The sequence below is a fragment of the Kribbella sp. NPDC056861 genome (assembly GCF_040687575.1).
In the GTDB taxonomy this organism is placed as follows: Bacteria; Actinomycetota; Actinomycetes; order Propionibacteriales; family Kribbellaceae; genus Kribbella.
Genome location: NZ_JBFBNQ010000007.1, coordinates 349970 through 374616, shown reverse-complemented (window position 1 = coordinate 374616; position 24647 = coordinate 349970). Strand labels below are relative to the sequence as shown.

At 69.5% G+C, this 24647-nt stretch carries 17 protein-coding genes; all 17 read right to left on the bottom strand.

The genetic code is table 11. From position 1 onward, the window contains the following. Positions 1-19: 19 nt before the first annotated feature. The 17 genes from AB0P21_RS33440 to AB0P21_RS33360 all read right to left on the bottom strand — a co-directional run bounded on the left by AB0P21_RS33440 (position 20) and on the right by AB0P21_RS33360 (position 24576). Entirely contained in the window at positions 20-3949 is a 3930-nt protein-coding gene (locus AB0P21_RS33440) for a helix-hairpin-helix domain-containing protein (protein ID WP_363701961.1), read from the bottom strand. A 4-nt stretch (positions 3950-3953) separates the two neighbouring features. After that, a complete protein-coding gene (locus tag AB0P21_RS33435; protein WP_363701959.1) occupies positions 3954-4898 on the bottom strand; it encodes a hypothetical protein in 945 nt (314 codons plus the stop codon). Continuing rightward, positions 4898-9286 carry a hypothetical protein gene (locus tag AB0P21_RS33430; protein WP_363701957.1) on the bottom strand — a complete coding sequence of 1463 codons (4389 nt, stop codon included), beginning with the start codon at positions 9284-9286 and terminating at the stop codon, positions 4898-4900. The genes AB0P21_RS33435 and AB0P21_RS33430 overlap by 1 nt, the downstream gene beginning before the upstream one ends. After that, complete coding sequence (locus AB0P21_RS33425) at positions 9279-10865, bottom strand: baseplate J/gp47 family protein (protein ID WP_363701955.1); 1587 nt, start codon at positions 10863-10865, stop codon at positions 9279-9281. The genes AB0P21_RS33430 and AB0P21_RS33425 overlap by 8 nt, the downstream gene beginning before the upstream one ends. Then, positions 10862-11329, bottom strand: a complete 468-nt coding sequence (locus AB0P21_RS33420; RefSeq protein WP_363701953.1) for a GPW/gp25 family protein — start codon at positions 11327-11329, stop codon at positions 10862-10864. The genes AB0P21_RS33425 and AB0P21_RS33420 overlap by 4 nt, the downstream gene beginning before the upstream one ends. 13 nt (positions 11330-11342) lie before the next feature. Beyond that, positions 11343-11675 carry a hypothetical protein gene (locus tag AB0P21_RS33415; protein WP_363701951.1) on the bottom strand — a complete coding sequence of 111 codons (333 nt, stop codon included), beginning with the start codon at positions 11673-11675 and terminating at the stop codon, positions 11343-11345. A 76-nt stretch (positions 11676-11751) separates the two neighbouring features. Further along, positions 11752-12558 carry a hypothetical protein gene (locus AB0P21_RS33410; RefSeq protein WP_363701949.1) on the bottom strand — a complete coding sequence of 269 codons (807 nt, stop codon included), beginning with the start codon at positions 12556-12558 and terminating at the stop codon, positions 11752-11754. Then, positions 12555-13571, bottom strand: coding sequence for a hypothetical protein (locus AB0P21_RS33405; protein ID WP_363702333.1), 1017 nt, complete (start codon positions 13569-13571; stop codon positions 12555-12557). Before AB0P21_RS33405 ends, AB0P21_RS33410 begins: the two co-directional genes overlap by 4 nt. Positions 13572-13573: 2 nt before the next feature. Continuing rightward, positions 13574-14410: a hypothetical protein gene (locus AB0P21_RS33400; RefSeq protein ID WP_363701948.1), complete on the bottom strand. Its 837-nt coding sequence runs from the start codon at positions 14408-14410 to the stop codon at positions 13574-13576. Next, a complete protein-coding gene (locus AB0P21_RS33395) occupies positions 14407-18507 on the bottom strand; it encodes a peptidoglycan-binding protein (RefSeq protein WP_363701946.1) in 4101 nt (1366 codons plus the stop codon). The genes AB0P21_RS33400 and AB0P21_RS33395 overlap by 4 nt, the downstream gene beginning before the upstream one ends. Positions 18508-18523: 16 nt before the next feature. Next, the gene (locus AB0P21_RS33390; RefSeq protein WP_363701944.1) at positions 18524-18940 is read right to left on the bottom strand and encodes a hypothetical protein; all 417 of its coding nucleotides are present in this window, start codon (positions 18938-18940) and stop codon (positions 18524-18526) included. 45 nt (positions 18941-18985) lie between these two features. Further along, positions 18986-19525 carry a hypothetical protein gene (locus tag AB0P21_RS33385; RefSeq protein WP_363701942.1) on the bottom strand — a complete coding sequence of 180 codons (540 nt, stop codon included), beginning with the start codon at positions 19523-19525 and terminating at the stop codon, positions 18986-18988. Between the two features lie 3 nt (positions 19526-19528). Beyond that, positions 19529-19678, bottom strand: a complete 150-nt coding sequence (locus AB0P21_RS33380; RefSeq protein ID WP_363701940.1) for a hypothetical protein — start codon at positions 19676-19678, stop codon at positions 19529-19531. Between the two features lie 920 nt (positions 19679-20598). Continuing rightward, entirely contained in the window at positions 20599-21042 is a 444-nt protein-coding gene (locus AB0P21_RS33375; RefSeq protein ID WP_363701938.1) for a hypothetical protein, read from the bottom strand. A 10-nt stretch (positions 21043-21052) separates the two neighbouring features. Beyond that, a complete protein-coding gene (locus tag AB0P21_RS33370; protein WP_363701936.1) occupies positions 21053-21607 on the bottom strand; it encodes a hypothetical protein in 555 nt (184 codons plus the stop codon). A gap of 24 nt (positions 21608-21631) precedes the next feature. Continuing rightward, a complete protein-coding gene (locus AB0P21_RS33365) occupies positions 21632-23302 on the bottom strand; it encodes a phage tail sheath subtilisin-like domain-containing protein (RefSeq protein ID WP_363701935.1) in 1671 nt (556 codons plus the stop codon). Beyond that, positions 23299-24576 (bottom strand): hypothetical protein, encoded by a 1278-nt coding sequence (locus tag AB0P21_RS33360; protein WP_363701933.1) that lies wholly within the window; start codon positions 24574-24576, stop codon positions 23299-23301. The genes AB0P21_RS33365 and AB0P21_RS33360 overlap by 4 nt, the downstream gene beginning before the upstream one ends. Positions 24577-24647: the final 71 nt, after the last annotated feature.

Genomic DNA, 24647 nt, shown 5'->3' with positions numbered 1-24647 from the left:
GTCAACGCGCTGACCAGCCTCAGGTGGGAAAGATCACCCGGACGCCGTGCGCGCGCACCAGCCGGCCGGCCTCGGTGATCAGCTGCCGGGCCAGCTTCTCCGAGACTCCGCGGAGTCCCGCGACCTTCCCCGGGTCGGCCGCGCTCAGCGCCGCCAGGTCCGCGACGCCGAGCTGGTTCAGCTCCGCCGCCCGCTTCGCGCCGATCCCCCGGATCTCGGTGAGCGGCAGGTCCACCCGTGCGCGGGACACGATCGCAGGCCCCGTACTACGCCCCGTACTGTGCTCCGCCCGGTCCGCAACCTGGAACCGCGGCAGGTGGATCTCCGGCGCCTCTCGGAGCCGCCCGCCGAGACGCACCCGGTCAGTGCCGCAGGTCGGGCAGGTGGCGACGCTCGCCGGTCGCCCGGCAGGAGTCAGAACCGCAGTCGGGCGGCGTACGGGTCGGTCTTCGCCGCAAGTGGAGCAGTAGCACTCCTCGCCGTCGGGGCCGTCGCCAACCGGCGTCGACGGGCAGAGACCGGTGGCAGGCAGCGGGGAGGCAACCGGGACACCCTCGTCCAACTGGACCGCCACCCCGGTCATCGCCAGATCGCCAGGCGCCTCCGACACGAACTTGAGCGCGACCTGCTGCGCGACACCGCAGTTCAGCGACAACGCGGACAGCTCCACCCCACCCCCAGCCGGTACTACGAATCGCAGGCGGGCGACCGCTGACCCCGCGGGCACAGTGCCGTTCATCGCTCGATCCTCGAAATCCAGCGGGTCGAGTGCCAGCGTCAGCGGTGCGCCGATCAGCGTCTCGGTCTCGTCACCGAAGGCGAGCTCCACCCGTGCAGCCGCACCGGTCACCTTCGCGGTCAGCCGGAGATCGAAGACATCCGCCTGGTCCACCGGCACGAGCTGAGTCACGAAGGCATCGGTCGCGCCGGAGTTCGTCATCGTGATCCCGGCCGCACCGGCAGGCGTGATCACCGCGCCGGTCGGGGTCCAGGACGACGGCAGCGTGGACGCGGCGTCCGTCGTACCGGTGAGCGTGACCCGGTCGACGGCGGTGAGGCCGCCGGGAGTGAAGAACCTGATCTCGACCTGGGTCGCGCCGGGCGGCGAGGTGACCACGAGTTCGTGCCGCGGCACGTGGTCCAGGGCCGTCTCGCGGTCGGCGTCGAAGGCTGTCACCGGGATCCGGTCGGTGCGGCCGCGTGAGCAGCCCGAACCGCGCCAGATCAGCTGCGCGACGGCTTCCTCGTCCTGGCTGATGCCATCGAAGGCGAAGCGGTACCGAGTGTCGGCCAAGACGCCGATGGACTGCGACAGCGCGGCCGGTGACGGCACCTTGCTTCGGCGGCTGCCGACATCGCCGATCAGCGCGAGCACTTCGCCCGTCGCCGGAAGCGCGATTGGGCGGACGCCGCCTGCGGTCAGCTCCCAGTCGACGGGCTGAGCCTGGCCGAGCGTCAGCAGGTGAGCGGCGACTCCGCCGTTGATCGTCACGACGGCGTGCGTCCCAGCCGGGCTGATCACGATCTCGGCGCCGTCCGACGTACCGGACATCGAGGCGCCGGACTCGGTGACCAGGCGGCGGCGTACGTCGATGGCCAGGACGGGACCGTCCTGGATGACGACGCCGAGTTCGTCGGTCGGGTCGATCGCGAGGCATTGCGGGGTCGCGTTCGCGGACAGGTCGACCTTGCTGATCGGGGTCAGGTCGCTCGCCTTCAGGAAGCGGACGGACCCCTGACTCAGGAAGACGAGTTGGTCGCGGGTCGGCGAGACCGCGAGATCGACGGCGCTCTCGTCCAGCTGGATCGGGAGCGCGTTCCGGCCGGTCAGGCCGGCGCGGTCGGGGTAGCGGACCAGGGTGCAGTTGCCGTCGCCCTGGACGGCGAGATAGATCGCGCCGTCGGGGCCGGTCGCGAGCGCTCGCGGGTAGCCGATCGTGCGGTCCGACGGGAGGCGGGGCCAGTCCGGCGTACCGGTTCGCAGGTCGGCCCAGCTGACGAAGCGGACGAGGGCGTCGCCGGAGTTGTCGAGACAGAGCAGCAGGACACCTGCCCCGTCGGTTGTTCGGACGACGTCGAAGACCTGCTCCGGTACTGCGATCGCGGCGCCGATCAGGCGGCCGTTGGCTGTGGCGGCGAGTTGCAGGGCGGATCCGGGGGAACCACCGGCGGCTCCGGCGAACTCCGTCAGCGCGACGACAACCTGGGAGCCGGAGGCGTCGAGGGCCATCGCTACGGGATAGCCGGCGCCGAGGGTGGTGTCGAAGCCCGGGCGCTGGCTGAAGACGTCGTACGAGTGCAGTCTGGCGCCGACTCCGCCTTGCGCGCCGAGCAGGACGGTGCCGCTGTCGGGGAGGAAGGCGGCGGCACGACCGAGGGACTGGCGGGTGTTCGCGCCGCCGAGCGGGATCGGGCCGCTGATCGTCGTACCGACCCGGTACCAGTCGTTGAAGGTGCCGTTGGCAACGTGTTCGGCGGTCACCTGGGCGGTGGCGGTGGTCGTGTTGATGGCGGCGGCGACCTCGGGGAAGTTGAGGTCCAGGTCGATCGATCCTTGCGCGGCGAACCGTTGCAGGGACACGGCAACTTCTTCGGTGCCGGTGGCAACGCGGAGCTCCAGTGGCATCTGGAAGGCGGTCGTTGGGTGGCGCAACCGCAGCTGCGCTGTCAGGTCGCCGACCACTCGCCAGGACAATCCGCCGTCGGTTGTCCGCTGCAGGACCGCGGCTGGTTGGCTGACCGCTGGCTGGCTGGCGGCGCCCCAGGTGGCGACGCCTTCTTTTGCCTGCAGGACCAGCCAGTGGCGTACTCCGCCGGGTAGCTCCAGCTCGGCGGGGAGGATGACGTTGAGCCAGGTCGGGGAGCCGGCGGTGTCGCGATTCAGGGTCAGCTCGGCGGGTTTGCTCAGCACGGAGGTGCGGCCTGGTTTGCCGTCGAGATCGTTCACCACGTCGAGTGCGAGCGTTGCCTCCGCTGTCACGGAGGTGACGAGCAGGTCGATCGAGCTCGCCACCACGGCGTCGGCCAGCACGAACGGCTGAGCCAGCGGACCGGCTGCGGAGACCTCCACGTGCTCGGTCGCCGCGGGAGTCAACGCACCGAACACCACGGTGCTCGCCTCAAAAGCACCTTGCACCCGCCCGGAGGTGCCGCCCGGTACGGCCACTAGCCCAGGAGACAGTGAAATATTGGCAGCTGTGGCAGCCGCCGGCGTTCCGCCGTACTGGTAGGTGGACTGGACTGTGCTCAGACCCTCGGGGAGCGCGGAGAGCTCGACCATGTAGTCGATCTCCAGCTCGAGGTCCAGACGGGAGATCGAGTTGGAGGTGACCACGAAAGGCACCTCGTAGCAGCCGTTGACGACGGGCAACTCCAGCAGCATTCCCTGGAGCAGCGGTGCGAAGTCCGGCGTAGTGACGGGCTCCACCAGGTCGCCGATGCGGTGGTAGAAGACCGGGCCGCCCTCGACCGCGAGGGTGATGTCGGTGGGCGGTGAGATGACCTTCAGCGTCGAGATGTCGGCACCCGACTTGGCCACCCGAAGGCCGGTCACGGTCAGGCCCGGGAGATCCATCGTGTTCGTGAGCGGGAGGGCGGGACCGTCACCCAGGCCGCCAGAGGCGTTCACACCGAGAAAGCCACCGCCGAGGTCGACCAGCAGTACTCCGCCGGGGTCGAGGCTGGTGCCGGTCAGCGCGGCCAGTTTGCGGCGCGCGCGCAGGTCGATCTCGACGGCACCGTTCGGGAGCGCCTTGCTGGCTCCCCAGTCGCCGACCGGGCCAGGGAAGGTGATCGTCTCCAGGAACCGCCGGCCCGCGTCCACGCTGTGCGGCGTCAGCGTCAGGACGGCGCGGCTGATGACCGCGCCGGCCGGGAGGCGACGCAGTACCAGCCGGCGGAGCCGCTCGAACGGCGCCGAGCGGCCGGAGTACCTGGTTCGGATCTTCATCGGCTCAGACCTTGAGCAGGATCATGACCGCGAGTTCGTCGCCGTACTCGCCCTGGAGGTAGTCGGCCACCTGACCGGCCTCCGGCCCGCCGTGCAACGCGGTACCGGGGAACCAGATCGCCGTCCGGTTCAGATCGAGGTGCTGCACCATCACGTTGGCCGGCGCCGGGATCCGCGGCTCGTTGCCGAAGACCGAGCCGGCCGGGAAGTTGACCGTCTTGCGCGGCCGGAACTGGAACAGCAGGTCGTTCCAGTCGCCGTTCGCCTTCAGCTCCTCGACGGTGGTGTTCTGCTTGCAGCAGCGCTCGAACCACGGTGAGTGGCAGTACGTGTCGTCTCCGAACTGGTCGTTGGGATCCTTGAAGAACGACTTCCAGAACTCCGTCTCCAGGTCGTCCAGCGTCGAGCTGTCCGTGTACGCCACCTGATAGCGGGTCAGCAGGTCGGAGAACAGGATGCCCAGCTCCGGCAGGTCCTTCGGCTGGATGTCGACCGCGACCTGGTTGTTGGCAGCGTCGCGCACCCGCACCCGGCGCTCGCTGCGGTGGTGCAGGTAGAAGGTCGCGTAGGCGAGCCGGGTCTCGTCGTCCTCGCGGCAGACCACCTTGAAGTAGTCCAGCTCGTAGACGTCGACCAGCGGACAGCTGCTGAGGTTGTGCTCCAGCTCGGTGACGTCCTCCTTCTTGAGCATCTTGAAGAGCTGCTGGTACCCCGTCCGGCCGCGGACCTGGTCGAGCACCCGCCGGGTGACCTCCTCGGTCAGCGCGTTCAGGTCCTTGCCCTCCAGGTGGTCGGCGTCATCCGCGGTCGCGACGTGCGTGACGCTGTCGGCGGCGGCTTGCGACGTACTCCGGATGTCGGCGTAGATCTTGCGCTGGACCGTGTTCCAGTCCTCCGCGGTGAGCAGGTCACCGGGCGCGCGTTCGACGTACGGCGTGGTCTCGGTCATCAGGTTTCCTCCGTTTGTTCAGGTCCGGCCACCCGGTCCCTGGTCACGTCTGCATGAATGCCGGCCGCCTTGGCGAGGCCGACGCCGACCGGTCCGGGGCGAAGCAGCGCGTCGGCGAGCGACGGCAGCGGCGGCCCGAGCACGGTCTGCCGGGCGGACTCGAACCGGCCACCGGGGAAGGCCACCACGAGGTCGTAGATCGCCGGGCCGGACGCCCGGCCGGTGATCCGAATTTCGTTGCCCCAGGCCCCTTCTTCGGCGGCCGACAGCTCGACGAAGCCGGGCGCCAGGCCGGGCTCGGTCAGATACAGCCGGGCCCGCGCGCCGACCCGGCCGCCGGTCAGCCGGGCCTCGTCCCGGAACGGCAGCGCGACGGCGCTCCAGCCGATCGGAACCAGGTCGACCAAGCGGGCGATGACCAGCTTGGAACCGGTCTGCAGGTCGTTGAGCCGGTCGACCAGGAACTCGTCGTCGGTCACCGGCTCGGTGACGACCCCGGCGTGGAGCTCGGGTACTGCGGCGCCGAAGCGCGCGTTGCCCGTTGCCGTTGCGCCGACGCCACCGGCGCCGAAGGAGACGCCGAAGCGCTCGTCCAGCTCGGCGGGGAGGTTGACGGTGAACGCGCCGGCCTGGTGGGAGTCCCAGTCGACGCGGATCTCCGCGGTCGGAGTACGGGTCGCTGACGAGGCGAACACGGCGTCGGGGTGCTCGTCCTGCGGGCCGAAGTAGCTCAGGTTGAAGACGGCTTCTTCGCTCCCGGCCTGGCCGGCGAAGTGGTCGGCGTCGAAGTACGCGGAGTCGAAGCGGGCGGCGCGGCATTCGGAGAAGCTCCAGGCATTGAGCCCACGCCGTACGCCGAGGAGGTTGGCGCCGGAGGTCTGGGGGTTCGTCGCCGGGCGGGTGGCGCCGTTCTCGGTGATGAACGCCTGGATCGTGGTGCCGTCGGTGGTGTCGAGGGTGAGCGTGCCGCCGGCGCCGATCGCTTCGGTGAGGCGGATCGACCAGCCGGCCGTCGGATCGGCGAGACGTGGAGCAGAGACGCCGGTTCGCGTGGTGAGGGTGACTCGGCCGGTGACGTCGGAGGCGCCGGGGTTGCGGAAGCGGAGAACGGTGCCGTGGGCAACTGATCCGGAGGCCCAGGCGGGTTGGGGCGGGTATTCGGCGACTTCGAGGAATCTGAGGGGGATGACGTCGACCGCGCTGTCCGGGCCGGTGGTCGGGGAGGCGAGGCGCAGTTTGTCTTCGGTAGTGAGGCAGGCGAGGCCGGGTGCTTGTTCGTTGATGGCGGCAATGATTTCCGCGGCGACTGTGGTTGAGGAGGTGGAGCCGGCGACGTCTACGTCGAAGGGTGGTTGGTGGTCGATGGCCAGGCGTAGTACGGATCGCTGGGAGAGGTCGAGCGGGGCTAGTAGGTCGACGGTGCCGTCGACGATCGCCGGGGCGGGTGGTTTGCCGTGGGCCTCGATGGCGCCGAAGAGGAGAGGGGCGGCGTTGCCGGTGGGGGTGCGGCTGAGCTCGATCCGGCTGGAGAGGCCGGTCGTTGGTGAGGCGATGCGCAGGGCTAGGCCGCCGGGGATTGCTGTTGAGGAGGCGTTGGCGGTCGTCGCCGCGTTGATGGCTGTCGCCAGCTCGGAGATCGTCACCGCTGCTGGATCGGCGGCCGCGGTGGTGAGGTCGACGGTCACGGGGGTGCCGCCGTCTACCGCGATGGTGAGTTGGTTGGCGATGGAGAGGTCCAGCGGCGCTGTGCGGTCGAGCTTGCCGATGACCTCGGCTGGTGTCGCCGTCGCGCCTTGGTAGGTGCGTGGTGCTGCGATGCCCAGTACGTCGGTCGTCGCGTCGGTGCCCGCAGCTGGCAACAACTCGAGCCGGCTTCCCGCGCCGATCGTCGGTGAGGTCAGGATCAGATGGACGCCGTCATGCGCCGCGACCTGAGCCACCAATGCGACGTTGATCGCGGCCACCAGCTGGCTCAGACTCCGCGTCGCGGTCCCCGCTGGATCGCCCAGCACCACGTCAACCGGCGCACCACCATCAACCGCCAGCCGAACCGCAGCATCCGCGACAAGACTGACGCCCGCACTCAGGTCAACGGTCCCCACCAGACGCACACCACCCGGAGCGCCGCCGCGCACCAGCCCAGGCTCGACGCCCAACACGGTCTCCAGGCTGTCCCGCTGCCGAGGCCCCTCCAGAACAACCGAAGGCACCTGGTCATCCGCAGAGGGCGCCGCCCGAAGTCCCACCGTCCGACCATCGGTAAACGCGAGGGCGGAGAAGCCCGCGGCGCCGGAGGCGCTTGCAGCGGCGGCGGCGAGAGCGGTGTTGATCGCCGCGGCGATCTCCGCCGGGGTGGTCGCGCGCGGGCGAGGCCCGGCGCAGTCGACCTCGATGACAGCCCCGCCCTCCCCCGCCGCCTCGCCCGGCGGCGCAGCCGGCGGGCGAGCTGTCAGGTGGATGCGGAGGTAGCGGTTGGTGGTGAGGTCGGCGCCGCCGGAGAGGTCGTTGGTGCCTCGGAGTACTGCAGCTTCGCCGGCGGTGCCGGTCGCGTGGTGGCTGGTGAAACCCAGTACTGCGGTCGCCGCGTCGTCGGTGACTCGAGCCCGGGTGACGAAGCGGCGGTGGGTGACCCGCTCAAGCGGGGCCAGCCGGAGGCTTCCACCGGCGCCGGTGGTGGGTGAGACCAGGATGAGGTGGGCGCCGTCATTGATCGCGAGGTCTTGCCCGAGTGCCGTGTTGATGGCTGTTTCGAGTTCGTCGAGGGAGGCTTGGGTGAGGTCGGGGACTCCGGCGCGGAGGTCGACCGTCACCGGGGCAGCGCCGTCGACGGCGAGCGACAAGGTATGGCGTGCGGAGAGGTCGACGTCGGCCGACAGGTCCGTCGTACCGGTGAAGGCTGCGGTGATCGGCGCGCGCCCCTGGCTGCTGCGCGGACGGAGGCCGAGGACGTCTTCAGCGATGTCGCCTGCGACTTCTTCCACCCGGAGGCGGCCGCTGGGGCCGGGGCTCGAGGACGTCAGGGTGAGTTTGCTGCCGTCGTGCGCGGCGACCGCGTCGCCGAGGCCCTCGTTGATGGCGGCGACGATCTCGGCGGGCGTAGTACTGGCTGGGTCTGCGCCGGCCAGGTCGAGCGTGATCGCGGGCTGGGCGTCCACGGCAAGGCGGAGGCTGGAGCGATCGGTGAGATCCACGCCGGGACCGAGGTCGCGATCACCGACCACCCGCGCGCTCCGAGCGGCCGACCCGACGGTGATCGGAGCAACAGGCCCGAACAACCGCAGCGTCGCGTCCTGCGCGGCAGGCGAGAGGAAGTCGATGTGTCCAGCGGCGCCCGGCGTCGGCGAGGTGAGGGTGATGAACCGGCCGTCATCCGTCGCGACCGGCAGACCGAGCGCACTGTTGATCGCAGCAACGATCTCGCCGATCTCCACCGCCGCCGGATCGGCGGCACAACCAGCGCAGTCGATCTCAGCGAGATGATTGCCGTCGACAACGATTCGCAGATAGCGCGGCCCGGTCAGATCGACCGCGGTGCTGAGATCGACCAGCCCGGTCACCGTCGCCTGAGTCGGATCAGCACCGCGATAGGTCCGTGGTCGCAGCCCGAGCACGAGGTCTGCCGCATCGCCCGGTCCGTCGTCGACAGTAACCAGCCCGGCAGTTCCTGCGGTCAACGAGGACAGCCGCAGCCGACCGTCCGACAGCTCAGCGATCCCCTCTACCCCGAGCTGATCGTGGATCGCCGCAACGATCTCCTCCGCGGTCACCGCTGCGGGGTCAGCCGCGCCGGTCGCCAACTCGACCGACTGCGGCCCACCACCATCCAAGGCGATCCACAACGTTCCCCGCGCCTGAAGATCGACTCCGCCGCGCAGATCGACCTCACCCAGCAGACTCGCCCGCGCGGCATCAGCGCCGTACCGGTCGAAGGCAGGCTGCCCGAAGACCAGCGAAGCCGCGTCAGCTCCATCCGGAGTCGAGCCGGCCAGCACCGCCGACCGGCCCGGGGTCCACCAACTGTCGAGCGCATCGTCCTCGATGTGCAGTCCGAGCGTCTCCGCGGTGATCCGCAGAATGCCCTGCACGGTGACGGTCCCGTCCAGGAACGTCTTCACATATCGCTTCAGATGCTCCCGGAACTCCTCCACCGACTCGTCCGGCCGCGGCGCCAGCCCGTACAACGCCCCGAACAGCGCAAGATCCTGGATCGCCGTCTCCCCCGCATCCGCGAAGTCGACCCAGTGCGACCGCATCACCGCCACCAGGCTGTTCTCGGCCGCCTGCAGCTCACCGCCGTACGCGTCGGTCAGCGCCCGCAGCGCCGACGGATCCCCCAGCGTCCGGTACGTCGGCGGCAGGTTCGCGAGAATGCGGTCGGCCTTAGGCACCGGGTGCCTCCTGCAACGCGACATCCGTGGCGGCCATGTCCAGCGCGATCCACCACTGCTCCCCGTCGATGGTCGCCGAGACACTGAACGTCGCGGCCTCGATCTCCGCATCCGTGGCCTGCTGCCCGGTCGGCCCGACCAACAACGACCTATCCGGTATCCGCGCACCGGTAGGCGCCTGCGAACCAGCAGCCTCCACCGCAGCCGTCAGAGCCGCCCGCAGCCCATCAGCCGGCGCAGTCGCCACGGCCGTCAGCAACGCGTCGATCAGCGTCCCGTCCCCGGTGTCACCGGACAGGTCAGCCCGAGCAACAACGACATCCACAATGGTCGCGTCGGTGACGTCATCCACACCCTTCACCGCAGCGAGCATGGCCGCGCCGTCCGCGCCGTCCGCGGCGTCACCGGCACTCAGTCCATCGACAAGTGCCTGCAGCGCGGCGACCACGTCAGCCGCGATCTGCGCCTGCCCCGGCGCCGAGATGCCAGGCGTGATCGTCGCGGTGATTCGCGGCGTGATGAACACGTACCGCGCCACCAAAGTCGCCAGTACTCCGGCCGCCCGCGTGTCGTGCACCGCAGCCGTGAGACTAGGCAGCCGCTCCGGCTCCGCGTCCACCACCACCGTGACCGTGCCAGGGTCCGACCGGTTCGCGGGTGGGCTGTTCGGGTCAAAGAACTCGACTGGCTTCCCGCGGCCCTCCCGGATCACCCGGTCGAGCGCCGACAACGTGGCCTTGCCCAGTGCGCGCAACGCCGCCCGCGCCCGGTCACGCAACTCGTCGTCAGTCTCGTCACTGGCTGCCCGGATGGTCGGGTCGAGATTGGTGACCCGCTCGATCCCCGCCACCGGCTGCGTCATCTCGCTGATCACGCCCGCCGCCACCAGCCCGGCGTCCCCGGCGAACCCGGTGTCCGCCCGAACCGGTACGTCGATCCGCACCTGCCCGCGCTGCAGGGTCCGCGGCTGGGTCGAGGTGAACACCACCCCGCCACCGGCCAGCCGGGTGCCCGCCGGAATGGTGATGTTGCCGTCCACCGCCGACGCCCGGAAGAAGGTGACCAGCCCCTCGGCGTACTCGGCCGTCTTCCGGACCACGTCCAGGATCGACACCACGTAGTCCAGCGACTTGCCGGTCGCGAAGTCGACGAAGGCCGACAGGTAGGCCAGGTTGATCTGCTCGTACACCGTCGCGATCTCCCGGCCGACCGCCTCGGACAGGGTCCGGGTGACGCTGCCGACGTTGATGTCGCTCAGCGGCGAACGGCTCTCGATCCGGAAGTAGTCGACGTAGAAGGTGCTGTCGTCGTCCGGCAGCGTGCCGTCCTCGAGCCAGATCACCACGTTGGTGCCGGCGCCGAAGGCGAAGTCGATGTCCAGCACGAAGGTGCGCGGCTGCTGCCCCGCAGTACCGGTGATGCCGCGGACGCCGCCGGCCGGCTCGGCCAGCGGATAGGTCAGCACCTTCAGGTCGAACCGGATCGGCTCGTTGACGACGCCGCCGACCACCGAGGTGAGGATGTCGTCGACCAGATCGCCGTACGGGCGGTGGATCAGCGTTGCGGTGTCACCGTTCATGCGACGCTCCCGCCGAGGTCGATCGGGAAGACCAGATTGAGCGGCGTCGGCTCGTGGATGACCAGCACCTGGGCCTTGATCACCAGCCAGGTCGGCCGCGCGCGATCCGTGGTCACGGTCACCGACTGCACCGCGGCGATCCGCGGTTCGCCCTGCAGGGCTTGCAGCGTGAAGAGCTTGGCCCGGTTGCGCGTGGTCTCGGTGTTGGGCTCACCGACCAGCTCGTGCAGCCGGCTCCCGTACTCCGGATGTCCCAGCTGCGCGAGTTCGCCGACCTGCGTCAGGAAGCGCAGCAGCAACGCCTGCTGCAGATCCTGTACGCCGGTCAGCCGCTGCAGGTCGACCTTCGACGAGACCGGCCGCACCGCCGTCAACAGGTCGGCGCCACGCTCACGCTGCTCGGCGTACTCCAGATCGCCCAGCAACCGCAGATCCGCCCCGAACAAGGCGTCGTAGTCCGTCATCAGAAGCTCCTCATCACGGCGGCCAGCCGTCGGTCAGGTACGTCGCCGCAGGTGGGCCGAGCACGACCAGCACGCCAGGCGGCGACGGGATCCGGTCGCCGACCCGGACCAGGCCTTTGCCGCCGACCTTCACGCCGGAGCTCGCGAGTGGCCCGATCACCAGCGGGTAGGGCACGCCGGTGAAGGAGTTCACCATCAGGCAGATCGAGCCGCTGGTTGCCAACGGCATCCCACCGGCCGTGAGGTACGGCGGCAGCACGACCATGATCGTCCCGCTGTCGGGCGCACCGGCCGCGCCGGGCGTCACCAGCACCGACGCCCCGACCGTCACCGGCAATCCCGGCATACCGACCTCCCCCACTCACGATCTGCCCCTCTCCGTTGTACGAATCAGCGGTCTCGCTGCTGTCTCCCCGATGTCTTCAGGGGCTGAAGGAGGTGACGCCCTGGACCGTGACGCTGGTCCCCTTGAGGGTGGCGCCGATGCCGCCCTCGACCGATGCCTGCAGGTTGCCCTTGACGGTGGCGCGGGAGTTCGCCTCGATCGAGGCGTTCAGGCCGGCCTTGAGCGCGATGCTCCCGTTGGCCTCGAGCGTGAGGTCCTGCGCGGCCTTGAAGGACACCGAGCCGGCCGAGTCCAGGACGACGTCGCCGTCCTGGGTGAGCGTGATCGTGGTCCGGCCGGCCGTCACCTTGACCGTGCCACCGCTCGCGCCGGACTGGTCCAGCTTCAGCTCCGTCTTGCCGGCGGTCGCCGTTACCGCGCCGTCCACGATCCGCACGGTGATCTTCGGCGGCATCTCGATCACCAGCTCGCGCGGCGGGCTCTGGTCCGCGTGGTTGCGGATCGCGGCCAGCACCGACTTGTCGTCGGCGGCGGCCAGTGGCAGCCGGAAGACGAGTTCGTCGCTGGTCGACAGTGGCGGGCGGTCGACGTCGTCGTACAGGCGGGCGATCACGATCGGCGCGTTCACGTCGCCGTGGTCGTAGGCGAGCAGCACCAGGTCGTCGACGTTCGGGATCGCGACGCTGCCGACGTGCCCGGTGCCGACCGGGACGCGTTTCAGCTCCAGCCCGCTGCCGCGCAGCTTCACGTCGACGCCGTAGTTGTCGTCGTCGTCCTTGCCGCTGTGCGGATGCACGGCGGTGACGACGCCCAGCTCGGTGGTCCGGTGCGCGGTCAGCTCGTCGCGGACGATCGCGGCGATGGTGTCGACGATGCTGGTCACGGTGCCACCCCCTGCAGACTGCGGAACTCGACGTCGCTGATCAGCCCGTCAGCCTTGGTCAGGTGATGCCGGACGGCACGAACCTGGTAAGTCCCCTCCAACTCGTCGACGCCCGCCTGGGTCGGGAAGCCCTCCAGCCGGATCAGATCGCCGAGGAACAGTTGCGGTCGGCCCTGAATCCGGACCTGCCCGTGCACGGCTTGCTCGGTCAGCGTCTCGGCCGCCGAGGCCGCCAACGCGGCGGCGAGTTTGCTGGTCCGGACGGCAGGACGCTCGATCAGCAGCATCGGCTTCGTCGTACCGGAGGTGCCGTGTCTCGGCCCGAAGTCCTTGGTCAGCCAGGCCCACGACTCGTCGCCACCAGAGCCAGGGCTGTCGCCCCACACCTGCACGGTCCCGGCGCGCGGACGGGTCCGGTGCAGCTCGGCGTGCAGCACATGCTCGCCGTACTTGAGTTTGTGCACGGTCCGATTCCCGGTGAAGCCTTCGAAGACCAGCTTCCCGTCGGCGGTGACATAGGTGTCGAAGCCCGCCAGATAGGCCAGGTCGCGCAGGTGCCGCGCGATCGGCCGCCGCCCGTCGATCACGTACGCCGGGAACGGCGGCCCGTCTTCGACCGAGTCGATCTCCATCCCCGCCTCGTTCGCCAACGCCCGCACGATGTCACCGGCGGTGGTGTCCTCAAAAGTCTTGTCCACAAAGGTTCTGAGCAGCTGGTCACCACCCGAGTGCCCAGTGATCCGCTTGGTCTGCAGACCGGGCTCGACGGCGACCACGCTCCCGGTGAGCACCCGGAACAGCTTCTCCTCGTCGGCGTACCCGAGGTCGATCGACAAGTCGTCACCTGGCGTCGCACGCAGTCCGCCGACCTGCCCTTGTCGCAGCGTCACCGAGTCGGCCGGCGCGTCCAGGTCGAGTCGCACGGTCAGCTCGATCGCGGTACTGGCTCGTGCCTCGACCGTCGTGTCGACGACCTTGTCCCCCACAACGATCCGGTACGCCGGTCGCAGCATGGTCACGCACCCCCGATCCAGTCCCGCAGTACGCCGGGCAACTGCTCCGACCGGATCCGCTCCGCCAGCTCACGCTGATCAGCGAACACCTCCGGTACGCCGATCGGCGCCGGCGCCTGCAGCAGGTTCGGGATGAACGTCTCCACCAGCCGCTCGTGCAAGGCAGAACTGCCCGGGTCGAAGGCGGCGCGGAACATCGCCCGTACCAATCTCGCCCGCGACGGAGTCGGCAAGTCCCCAGTGACGGTCGCATCCTCGTACGCCGCCAACAGGTACGCGTCTTGCGCCTCGGTGGCAGTCTCACCGTTCTCGGCAATCCGCATCAGCAAGTTGAAGCGGTCGGCGTCCGTGACCACGGCCTCGCGAACCTGCACCCAGACACAGCGGGCGAACAGAGCACCGGCATCGGCTCGGACCCGATCCGCTTCCACCAGCCATTGGTCGGCCGTGAGCGGCCGAAGCCGTTGCAGCAGCCTCAGGTCGGCCAGCACCACCTCGGCCGGTACCAGGTACGAGCAGTGCTCGTCGGACACCTGACTTGCGAGGTCCGGATCGGTCCCGTCGCAGAAGGCGACCAACTCGGTCCCGGGCACGGTCGGGACCTGCGCCCAGATCCCGTAGCTGTCGAAGACCAGCCCGCCACCGCCGTGCTCGACCACCGGCAACTGGACCACGCCGTTCGCTGCCACTGCGCCCTTGAACGTCTCCAGCACCCGGACGCCGAGCGTCCCGCTCCGGCTGGCCGCACCCTGCCAGGACGGGAGTTGCTCGTCCTCGATCCGTAGCCGGACGACCAGCCCCGCCGCGGCGTACTCCGAGATCACCGGTGTCGTTGTCATAAGCGCGCGTCCCTGGTCGCCAGCGGAACGGCCGCTGGGGGCCGGACCTCGACGGCGGCGGTGGTCGCGACCACCGCCGGTGAGGTCTTCGTCTTGCCGGTCAGCCTTGTCCTCGGTGCGCTCACTTCGGCGACCACACCGGTCGCGATGGCCACGCTCCACTTCCCGTCGAGCTGCCAGTTGAGCCGCTCCAGGACGACGTACGAGCGGTTCGCCGCCTGGACCGCGGGGGTCGCGACCGGACTGGCGCCGCTGACCGCGTTCTGGTTGGTCCACAGCATCAGGTGACAGCTGAACCGGAGCTTCACCTCCAGGCTGGAGAGCTTCGCGGTGGCGAAGGTCGGGTGCGTCGGCCGCACCGCTCCGGCAGGCGCGCCCGGGCTGTCGACCGCCTCGACGATCCAGCGTTGCCCGACCGGCTGGTTGGTCCGCGACCTGATCCGGCTGCGGCCGAGCGTCGCGGTGTCGCCACCGGCGCCCTCGCCCGGTGTTCGGCCGGTGTCGAGGATCGGGGGCAGGACGAGAGCCGGAGCCGGATCCCCGGCGACGAACGACGTGGACGCACCGGACGCGTCGCCCCGGTTCGACGCCAGTACGAACGGGGCCGGGTGCACCTTGTTCGGGGTCACCGCCGGATCGGTGTAGGCGGCGTTGAAGGTGGTGCCGGCCGTCAGGTTGTTGACCCAGCCGCCGAAGAACTGCTCGATCACGCGGCGACCGTCAGCACCACCGGTGACCACGTCGACCTGGGCGTTCATGTGCAGCGCGGCGGTGGCCGGATTGGCGATGTCGAACGTGCCCGACGAGGTGGCGATCCCACCGCCGACGACCGGGGCGACCGTGTGGTTGGCGTCGCTGGCCACGGAACTGTCCAGGAACAGCGTGCCGCGGCCGAGCACCAGATTCAGGATCAGGTTCGGCTCCCGGTCGATCTTGTGGTCGAACACGCCGTTGCCGTTGCCGTCGACGAACGGCCGGACATGGAAGGTGCCACAGTTGTCGGCCAGCAGGGTGGCCTGAAGATTGTTGCCTGAGGCCACTTTTACGGTCGGCTTCTTGGCCACGTGCAGGGCGACGATCGCGGGCGCGTCGTCGCCACCGTGGGCGGCGGAGATGCCGGCCGCGCGCTGCGCGTCCCAGCTGACCGGCGTACCGGGTGGTTTGACGTCGACCGTCAGCCGGACCGGGGCGAGCGCGGTGACGGCGTTCTCCAGCAGCGGCAGCGGGAGGTTGACAGTCGGGTCCTCGTCGAAACCCTTCGCGCCGACGGTGAAGGTGTGGTCGGCGGTCGGGCCGTTGGCCAGCCGGGCGGTCTTCGGCGGCGTACCGGGAACGGTCGCGACCAGGTTGCTGAACTCGACCACCGTCAGCCGGACCCGGTCACCGTCCACCTCCAGACCGTCCACGCCGAGCTGGAAACCCGCGTCCCGGATCGTCGTACTGACCTTCGCGCCCTCGACCCAGAACTTCACCCCCGCGGCCGGGATCGGTGCCGGCACCTTCACGGTCGCCCCCAGCGATGCCTGACCGGTGGCGGCGATCTCGTCCGCGGCGGCGAAGAGCCGCTCGCGCGGACTGGCGTCCAGGACGTCGAACGCGCTCAGCACCAGAGTGCCGGTGAACCCGGCCGGTTTCGGTGGGCGGACGGTGATCAGCGCGCGACCGTGGTGCAGGTCGGCATCCTGCAGGTGGACGAATCGGCCGGGATCCAGCTTGGCCGCGGCGGTCAGCGGCAGCGGGTCGGCCGCCAGCGACCGCCGGCTCTGGTGCAGGTCGAGGAAGAGCTCGACGGCGGTCATCGCCTTCTTGGCCGACAGGCCCTTCTTCCCGTCGACGGTCAGGCTCAGGGTGAGGACCACGTCGCCGAGTTTGTCGCTCGCCTTCACGCCCTCGGCGAAGATCGTCACGCCGGCCAGCAACTGCGCACTGGTGAAGGTCGCGCCACTGGCCACCGCGGCCCCGGCGGTCACGGCGTCGAAGAACCTGATCCGGTCGGCGGGAGCGATCGTCAGCGTTCCGCTGCCGGTGAAGGCGGTCGAGCACTTGAGTACGACGGGGCGCCGGGCCGGCACGGACAACCCCTTCTTCACCACGACGGCGTCCAGGCCGGTGACCGTGGGTGTCGGCGCGGGCGGTGGCGGGTTGGGCGGCGGGGCCGGGTTGTCGAGGATGATCTGGGGCTGAACGAACGCGACCGCCCGGTCGACCACCACGATGTCCGAATCGGCCGAACCGTCCAGCCGGAAACAGACCGCGTTGCCTTTCACATCATCGAGAGACTGGGTGCCGGCACTGACCACCACCGGCCCGTCGACCTCGACGCTGTAGGTGCCCGGGCCTTTCTGCTTGTCGTAGTGGAAGCTGCCGTCCGGCTGGGTGCGCCCTTGGACCGGCGTACCGGCGGGCGTCGTACCGGCGGTCTTGGGGATCTCGCCGTCCAGGTACTCGCCGTCGGCCGCGGTCAGGATGTACTTGCCGACGAACGGCGTGCCGTCCTCGAAGTGGATCTTGCCCTGGACAACGAATGACCCCTGCTCGGCCGGCTTGCGGCACCAAGGGCGCTTGGGATCCGGCGCGCCGGTCGGACACGGCTGGTCCCAGGGGACGACGAAGGCGTCGACCGCGGTCGCCGTACCGTCGTCGAGGCACCAGCCGCCACCGCCCGCACCTTCGGGGACCAGGTCGAGCGTGACCGGCTTCGGCACCTGGGCCGGCATCGTCGACTCGTGCACGAACATCAACTCGGTCCGCCGGTTCGGCCGCCACGCGTTCTCGGTGTTGAGGACCGGGTCCTGTTCGCTGCAGCCGAGCCAGCGCAGCGGACCCGAGTCGCAGCCGGTCGCGTTCTTGTTCGGCAGCAACCGGGCCGTCGGCAGATTGATCGCCTCGTGCGCCAGATAGGCCTCGATCAGCACCGGCCAGGTGCCGTCCCCGACCACGCCGTCGTCGGTGAGGCCATGATCGCGCTGGAACTGCCGGATCGCCGCGTCGGTCAAGGTGCCGTCCTCGCCGGACGTCTTGCCGACGTTACCGAGGTACCGGCCGAGGTCCTGCAGCATGTGCTGGATCTCGCGCGTCCCCCAGCTGTCCCGGACGGTGGTGATCGTGCCGCTCGGCCGCTCCCGGCGCAGCTCGTTCCACTCGGCGATCGACTTCTGCGGCTCGCTGCCGAACGTGAGCATCGCGTACGTCGCCCGCCCGCGTCGCTCGGACAGCGCCTGGTTGTACGCCGTCGAGCCAACCAGGTCGGTGTGCCCGGAGATCACCAGCAACTCGTCGGGGTGCTGGTCGGAGAACGCCGCGGCTGCCTGTAGCACGTGCCGCATACACGGCTCGACGAACGCCTTGTCGAAGCGGAAGTGGATCGCGAACACGGTGCCGACCTTCGCGCCGCGCCGCAGCACGATCGTCACCGACGCGACCTGCCCGTCCTGCACCCGGACCGTCGCCGAGCCGGTCAGCACCTCACGCTGACCGGTCGGGGTCGCGGTGTCGTCGACCAGCGCGTCGACCGTGTACTCACCGGCCGGGAACGGGTCCTCGAACCAGACGTCCGGCCGGATCCTGGTGGTGAGCACCCGGTTGAGGTCCTTCTTCGACTCGGCCTCGACCCCGTGCACGGTGACCTTGACCCGGTCCATGTCGAAGGCCGGATCGCCCTCCACCACCACCGTCACCGACAGCTTGCCGGTCTCGACCTCCGGTGGCGGTGGCGGCGGGATGATCACGTCCTCGGTGTCGATCTGCTGCGCCTCCAGGAACTCGCGCAGCGCGAACCGGTACTCGTAGGCGTTCGGCCGCCCGGCGGCTTCCCGGACGTCCATCCGCTCGATCAGCACCTGGTCGACCAGGGTCGCCGAGGTGATGTCGGAGACGAACGCGACCGGTTCACCGGCCTGGAAGGCTTTGCGCAGGTCGGCCAGGTGCGGCAGCGTGTCCGCCGCCGTCAGCACCCCGGTCAACCGGACCCGCGCCGCTCGCCGGCCGAGGTCCTGCAGGAAGTCCCCCTCGAGCCCGGGGACCTGGTGGCGGGCGACCACCTGGTCCTCACCGGTCTCGACCAGCTGCACCTGCTCCAGCTCGAGGTCTCCCAGCATCGGCCGGACCACGGCGTCAGCCCTTCAGGCTGTTCAGGTGCGCGACGATGGCGGCGATCAGCGCCAGGATCTCGGCCTTCACGGCATCGACGCTCGGCAGCCCGGTGACCACGTCGGCGACGTCCGCGATCGACTGGATGCTGGTGGTCTCGTTCGGCAGCAGCTTGCGGGCCGCGTCCAGCAGCGCCGGGATCTTGCCGGTGAACGCCGACACCTCGGCCAGTCCCGGGATCGCGCCGACATCGAGGTTGTCCAGCTCGGTCTTCAGCTTGTTGAGCAACTCGACCAGCAGGTCCAGCAAATCGTTCACCTGCGGGACGAGCGAGGCGATCGCCTGGATCGCCGGTTTGATCGTCGGCACGTTGGCGTCCAGGAAGCTCTTGAAGTCCGCGAGGACCACCTTGAGCTCCTCGAACAGGTTCTGGTCAGCCATGGTCTTCTCTTCTCCCCCTGATTGGTCCCCGTTGCTTCTTCGCGCTTACGGCAGCGCGGCCTTGAACTCGGTCAGCCGCTGCAGCAGCCCGCTGAGCGGCTCGACGAACTGCTCCAGCCCGGTCGCGAACGGCACCGCGAGGTCCAGCCCGTCCAGTACGCCGTCCAGCAGGTCCGTCGCGTCGCCGAGAATGTCCGCCCCGAGCGGATCGGCAGCGGCCGGCTCGACCGGCTCGATGAACTCCCGCAGCGTCAGCACGTACCCGAACCGGCCCGGCTTGCCGGCCAGTTGCCTGACCTGCAGGTCGTCGATCAGCACCGCGTCGATCGCACAGTCCGTGGTGATGTCCGCGACGAACGGCACCGCTTTCCCGGTCCGCAGGTCCTTCTTCAACGTCTCCACCAGCTCGAGCGCCTTCGGATCCGTCGCCACGCCTGTGACTGTCACGGTCGTCGGCGCGCGCCCGAGGTTCTGCAGCAGGCTGCCGTCCTTGCCGATCGGTTTGTGCTCGGCCAGCGCGCGGTGGTCGCTGGTGCCGATCTCTTGGACCTGCGGTAGTTCGGTGCCTGCCAGCATCGGGCGCATTGCTCACACCTCGATCCCGTACCGGCGGGCGGCGTCGCCCAGCACGCGCTCCAGTACGCGTTCGACGTCGGCGTCGTCGCTGTAGCTACTGCTATACGTACTGCTATTGCTGTTGTAGTTGGCTCGCTGAGGTGGCGCATCCAACTCATCCACTTCGCGCGCCTGACGTTGTGTGTGCAGGGGATAAGACTGGCCCTGCTCGGCTGCTGCTGTTGGTGTTCCCGGCGCCTGAGGCCGTGGCAAGTCATCCGGCGCCGCTGTACGGGGTGTCTGCTCCAGCTCGGTCGGCCCGCTCAGCCCGGTCTGCCTGCTCAGTCCGCTCAGCCTGTTCTGCCTGCGGCCGACGTGCCGCGACTCCGGCTCTGCTGCAGCACTGCCTCGCTTGCCGTCAACCAGGCCGGCCGCATCAGCCGACCTCCCACCAACTGCCGGAGGCGACCCAGGCAACTGATGACTGTTCTTCCCAGCCCTCTCACCCCGACGATCCTCCGGCTGAATTCGCTCGGGTCGCGGGCGATCTACCAGCTCCCCGCCGGAGCTCTGCTGCACCAGCCGCTCAAGCAGCTCCACCGGCGCCGACCGCCCAACCCGCGGCGGACACCGCAGTACGTCGGCAAGCTTCTCCGGCTCAGCAGCAATCCGCCGCCCCACCGCCTCACTCAGCAACTCCGGCAGCTCAGGCCCACACTCCTCAGGCTCGACAACCCGCAACCGCGGCCGACGTACCGGCCAAGGATCAGGCCGAGGCGGCCCAGCAACACCCCGCGGCGGCTCAACCAACTCCCGAAGACGACTTTCCTCAACCCCACAAGGCAGTTCGACCTGAGGAGCAGCGACACGTTCACGACGAACCCTGGGCCGCACCAGCTCAACCGTCGGAGCCTCGAGCACAGGCTCCACCGGCTTGACCGAGCAACCCCACCTCAGCACCCCCTCACCCACCACACTGGGCACCGGCACAGCCACCGCACAACACGCACGCACCCCGACACCGGCCCGATCGAGCCGATCCACCTCCGCTCGCATCTCGTTGCGCCAAGCAACCAATCTCCCAGCACCCGACAGCCCGGTCATCAGCCGACCTCCGCACTACGGCCGGCCATCTCGACGTACATCAAGATCTGCCCAACCGTCATCGCGCTGACCTCCGCCGGCGTCCAGCCGAACTCGTCAGCCAACACGAAACAGGCCTTCGCCAACGGCGTCTGCACCAGCTCACCCAGCCGATCGCGTGGTGTATCGATCCCACTCAGCTCGTTGATCCGGTCCACCAGGAACCGCGCCAAACCAGCAGGCAACCGCCCCGCCTGGTCGACCGACAGCGGTGGCTCCACCAGCGCCTGCTGGATCATCAACCCAGCAGCGAGCTCGCGATCGTCCCGCGCGGCATGCGCGATCCGCTGTACGTCGCGAACGGTCAACGGCCGGATCGTGACGGCGCCCACCGGCCCGCCGGCAGGCAGCTCGACCTCGTGGGTGAGCGCACTGCCGGCCAGCAGGTCGTCCGCGGTGAGCACGGCGCCGTCCTCAGGCGAACGCGACGTTGGTCGGCGGCGCCTCGCCACCACCGGCGTCGCCGCCGGAGCCGTCCCGGTCGACCACCCGGACGGTGAGCGCCTTGAAGCACAGGTTCTCCATCACGAACTCGTCCTCGGGCAGCGACCAGCTCCAGTTGGCGAACTTCACCCCGCCCAGCTCCAGGCTGAGCGAGTTCCCCGGCCGGGCCGGGTCGGCCAGCCGCAGGGTGATGCTGAAGGTCGGCTGCACGTACGGCTCCGGCGTCGCGGTCGGGGTCGCGCCCCGGCCGAGCAGCAGGAACAGCAGCGCGCCGTTCACGTAGGCCCGGCCGACCGAGCCGGAGATCCCGATGTCACCCGGGCTGAGCGAGACCGGGTGCCGGCGGCCGACCTCGTAGAACTCCTTGAGCGCGGTGTCGACCCGGACCTTGACGTCGGTCAGCCGGCCGACCGTCTGGATCGCGAACGTGTCGACGACGGCCTTCGCGTCCGCGCCTTCCGGCGTGTCCTCGCCGGCCAGTGTGAGGGTGCCGTGCGCACCCGTGAACACCTCTGTGAGTGCCATGACTGTCCTTACCGTTGGGCCCGTTTAGCCGAGGAAGATGGTGACGACGACGAAGTCGATGCTGAAGGTCGGCAGGATGACGAGGTCGACCAGCGCGCGGCCGCGGATCTCGTCGTCCCGGCTGGCGTGCACGTCGAGCTGGTAGCTGACCAGCATCTCGCTGGTCACCATCGAGGCCAGGAAGCCGTTGATGGTGGCCCGCAGGGCGCCGCGGACCCGCTCGTTGTTCAGCAGTCCGATGTACGGCGTCACCGCGGACCGGACGCCGAGTTTGGCGTAGTCGACGATCCGCCGGGTGGTGATCTGCGTCCAGGCGGTGTTGGTCGAGGTGGTGATGCCCTTCACCACCCGGAAGCCCTGCCGGTTCTCCAGTGTGAGGACGCGGCTCAGCACCAACTGCTTGAGCTCGGCGCTGCTGAAGTCGTGCTCCAGTTTGTCGGCTGCGAGCACCTTGTTGGTCAGACTGATGTGCGGCGACTGCGACGACAGCAGACCGGCCACAGCGGCAGCGGAGTACGTGCCTGGCAGTACTACTGGCAGCGGCGGGCTCTGCGACCGGTCGCTGGTCCCGATACCGGGTCCGACGAACAGCAGCCGATCACTGTTGAGGCTGTGCGCGGAGGTGTTGGACAGGAAGGTCGGGCGGTCGGCCGCAGGCGCAGTACCGACTACTGCGATCCGCTCTCGCTTGATCTCGTCCCCGGACGCTGCTGCGCAGTGTGCGGCCAGGTCGTCGCCGAAGGTCTGGTCCTGGCCAGCCGCCACGATGATGTGGGCGTCTACGCCAAGCAGCGCGTCCAGCCCGGTCTGATAGTCGGCACCTGCCGCGCCATTCGCTCCACCGGTCAGGGGAGTCGCAGCAACCTCGCCTGGCAGGTCATCCGGGTGGTAGGCCGCAGGCGCGGGCGGTGAAGCCGGCGCTGAGGCAGTGACGAGTGCGGAAGCCGCGAGGTCGGAGATGAGGTCATCGCCCGACACGACGTTGTAGGTCTCCTCCGCCTGGATCCCCAGCTTCACAGTGACCTTGCGGGCAGCCGACTTGGCCACCGTGTACGTCGCAAGCACCGTGTCGCCCGCACCAGGCGCAGTACCGAAGGTCAGCTCGCCAGTGGTCGTGTCGACGCCCACCTGCGTCGGGTTGGGCGCAGTGTCGTAGACGATGCCCGGCACCTGGTCAGCGCCGCCAGCAGAGGGCCGTACGACGATCCTGTTGGTCGCGCTCTGGATCACGGGTGCATGCCCGAGTGTCGGCGGAGTACCGCCAACCTCCTCGCTGCGGACCTGCGCATTGGCGTCTGCGGTCGACACCGCGACAGTGAGCGCGTTGCCCCAGGTGCCAGGCGACTTGGCCGTCAACTGCACGCAGGGACCGCCCGGCGAAGCCAGGTCCAGTACTGCGGCTGCTGCGTTGTTGTCGGCGATCCGGACCGCCCAGACGGTAGTAGCGCCGTACTTGTAGGCCTGTTCGAGCGCCCGGGTCAGCGTGAGCTCACCTGACGTCCCATCGACCCAGCGGTCGTACCCGCCGTACTTGCTGAGCGCGTCGGCGTAGCTGCCGAGCACCTGCGGTACGCCGACCGGGCCCTTGCCGGCAGTGCCGACGACTCCCAGGTTTCCCACGGTGATGGCACCGGGGACGATGAGCGCCTCGGGACGTACCTCGATCAGTACGCCGGGCAGAACTGCTTCGGTCATGTCTCCCTCTTCTCCGTGAGCCGTAGGTAGACCACGGCGGTCTGGTCGAGGCCAGGCCCCGAGTAGGTGATGCTGAGCCGGTCGAACCTGGTCGCCAGCTCGATCGCCGGGTCCAGTGCGCGGTCGAACCCGGCGTACTCGTCCGGCACGGTGTCGAGATTCCAGTCGCCGAGCTTCAGGGTCGGGCCGGCCGGGCCGAGGCTCGCGAAGAAGACCCCTGGCGACAGGGACACCTCCGCGGGGCCGGTGGCGAGCAGGAAGGTCGCGAGGTCCGGCTGGACCGCAGGAGGCGTCCCGGAGGCGTCAGTACGGCGTACTGTCACCGTGCCGCCCAGCGGCGGGCCGGACTGGAACACCAGGGCGCTGACCCGGCGGATCGTCGCCGGACCGGTCAGCGCGAAGTCAGGCGCCGCCTCGTCGTCCCAGCGGACCAGGTCGTCGGTGATGGTCTCCTGCTCCCGTGCCGGGCTCGGTGCTTGCTCCGGGTCCGTGGTCATCTGGATCCTGGTGATCAGGCTGTCCGCGTCGTCGCCGGCGTCGTACCGGTACTCGTAGAGCAGGTCGAAGCTGGTGGTCTTGCGCCAGCCCGTGACGGAGCCGAACTCGTCGGCGGGTGGGGTGTCGGCGACGTTGAAGCGCAGGAAGCCGGCCGACCGCAACTGCTCCCGGTCATCCAGCAGGTCGGAGTGCAGCGTCAGCACGGCAGCGTCGACCAGTGGCGCCGACGCGGCCCACAACTGGAACCGCACTCGCGCGTCGAGCCGCCCGGCCCGCAACGTCCGTACGCCGATCGCCGACTGCTCCACACCGGCCTGATTCCCCAGCCCAGCAAGCTTTTCGGTAACCCGCTCCAACGTCACGTTGGGCTCCGGCAAGGCGGGCACCGCAGCAGGCAGCCGGGCCGCCAGCACCGCCAGCATGTCCGCCACCACCTCGGTCAACGAAGGCCCAGCCATCACCAACCGCCGCCCACCCGACACCGTGACGTCTGATCGCCCACCCGGCAGGTCGCTGCCGGACGGGTTGGCTCGTGCGAGCTGGCGGTCGACGAAGCGGGCGATGTCGGCGGTTCGCCGCCAGCCCTGTCGTTCCCCAGTGACGGTGTCGGTGACGTAGCCGGTCCAGCCGAGACCTCCGGCGCCGCCGGCCGCGGGCGCAGTACCGCCGGCGGGGAGTTCGAGCAGCGCCCGGACCACGAACGAGCGTGCCGACACGAGGTCGTCGTCGATCGGGTCGATCGCTCCACCGCTGCCCCCACTGCCCTCGCCGTTCACACCGTCTGCCCTCGCCTCATCGGTCCGCGATCCCCCTTCGCGTGTCCACCAGCGAGCTCTCCCGGATCCCA

What these genes read in the sequence shown, in the direction of transcription:
- AB0P21_RS33370 (WP_363701936.1), bottom strand. Translation starts at nt 21,607, where the DNA reads ATGGCACTCACAGAGGTGTTCACGGGTGCGCACGGCACCCTCACACTG.
- AB0P21_RS33435 (WP_363701959.1), bottom strand. Translation starts at nt 4,898, where the DNA reads ATGACCGAGACCACGCCGTACGTCGAACGCGCGCCCGGTGACCTGCTC.
- AB0P21_RS33395 (WP_363701946.1), bottom strand. Translation starts at nt 18,507, where the DNA reads ATGCTGGGAGACCTCGAGCTGGAGCAGGTGCAGCTGGTCGAGACCGGT.
- AB0P21_RS33400 (WP_363701948.1), bottom strand. Translation starts at nt 14,410, where the DNA reads ATGACAACGACACCGGTGATCTCGGAGTACGCCGCGGCGGGGCTGGTC.
- AB0P21_RS33415 (WP_363701951.1), bottom strand. Translation starts at nt 11,675, where the DNA reads ATGCCGGGATTGCCGGTGACGGTCGGGGCGTCGGTGCTGGTGACGCCC.
- AB0P21_RS33365 (WP_363701935.1), bottom strand. Translation starts at nt 23,302, where the DNA reads ATGACCGAAGCAGTTCTGCCCGGCGTACTGATCGAGGTACGTCCCGAG.
- AB0P21_RS33385 (WP_363701942.1), bottom strand. Translation starts at nt 19,525, where the DNA reads ATGCGCCCGATGCTGGCAGGCACCGAACTACCGCAGGTCCAAGAGATC.
- AB0P21_RS33390 (WP_363701944.1), bottom strand. Translation starts at nt 18,940, where the DNA reads ATGGCTGACCAGAACCTGTTCGAGGAGCTCAAGGTGGTCCTCGCGGAC.
- AB0P21_RS33440 (WP_363701961.1), bottom strand. Translation starts at nt 3,949, where the DNA reads ATGAAGATCCGAACCAGGTACTCCGGCCGCTCGGCGCCGTTCGAGCGG.
- AB0P21_RS33425 (WP_363701955.1), bottom strand. Translation starts at nt 10,865, where the DNA reads ATGAACGGTGACACCGCAACGCTGATCCACCGCCCGTACGGCGATCTG.
- AB0P21_RS33420 (WP_363701953.1), bottom strand. Translation starts at nt 11,329, where the DNA reads ATGACGGACTACGACGCCTTGTTCGGGGCGGATCTGCGGTTGCTGGGC.
- AB0P21_RS33405 (WP_363702333.1), bottom strand. Translation starts at nt 13,571, where the DNA reads ATGCTGCGACCGGCGTACCGGATCGTTGTGGGGGACAAGGTCGTCGAC.